This window comes from Cereibacter changlensis JA139 (assembly GCF_003034985.1).
Taxonomy (GTDB): domain Bacteria; phylum Pseudomonadota; class Alphaproteobacteria; order Rhodobacterales; family Rhodobacteraceae; genus Cereibacter; species Cereibacter changlensis.
Genome location: NZ_PZKG01000398.1, coordinates 1 through 704, shown reverse-complemented (window position 1 = coordinate 704; position 704 = coordinate 1). Strand labels below are relative to the sequence as shown.

Genomic DNA, 704 nt, shown 5'->3' with positions numbered 1-704 from the left:
TTTGTGCAACAGAGCCGCGTCGTAGCCGCCCTCATAGCCGACCCCCCGGAGTTCTTCGAAAACCCGGATCAGCGTCAGCCGCTCCCGTGAGGTCTTCCCTTCGTTCGTCGGCAGCATCTGCTCAAGCTGATCCTGCCACGGCCCGATCCGCCGCATCGGCTGCCGCTCTCGCTCGTAGCTGAAATCCGTCTCGTCCGACCGCAGGATCTTGCGCACCGCGTTGCGCGAGACATGCAGCTCCCGAACGATCTTCTTCACCGACCAGCCCTGCACGAAGAAGGCCCGGCGAACCCGCCCGATCGTATCCACCCGCTTCAACTCCCCCTCCGTCCGCTGCCTCGCAACGGACGGTCCGACGAAACCCGAGTGGGTCAATATTGGGCTCTGACTCACTTTTGATGATGCCCGCGAGGTTGCGCCGGTAGCTTTTCCCATGAACTCATGAGGAGAGGTTTGATGCCGCGCCTGAACATGAAGAAGCTTCTGCCTGCTCGGCTTGTGGTCGAGCGTGTGGGTTTCGATCGCGCGACCATCGATATTTTCGCCAGAACAGCAAAGGGTTGGGCGGCGTGCCCATGTTGCGGATCCCGGTCTGGACAGGTTCACAGCCGTTATCGCCGCCGCCTCGCAGATCTGCCGGCGCATGGCTTTGACGTGCGCCTGGTGGTCCAGGTCAGGCGATTCCGGTGCTGCTCGGGCCAATG

Annotated in this window: 1 protein-coding gene and 1 pseudogene; one reads left to right on the top strand and one right to left on the bottom strand. The window is 62.4% G+C overall.

Translation table 11 applies throughout. The annotated features are described in order from the left end of the window. A pseudogene (locus tag C5F48_RS24330) lies at positions 1–318 on the bottom strand (IS21 family transposase); the annotation flags it as partial. A 138-nt stretch (positions 319–456) separates the two neighbouring features. Here C5F48_RS24330 and C5F48_RS26540 point away from each other — a divergent pair. Then, positions 457–704: transposase family protein (locus C5F48_RS26540; protein ID WP_181247792.1), on the top strand; the 248-nt coding region annotated here is incomplete at its 3' end.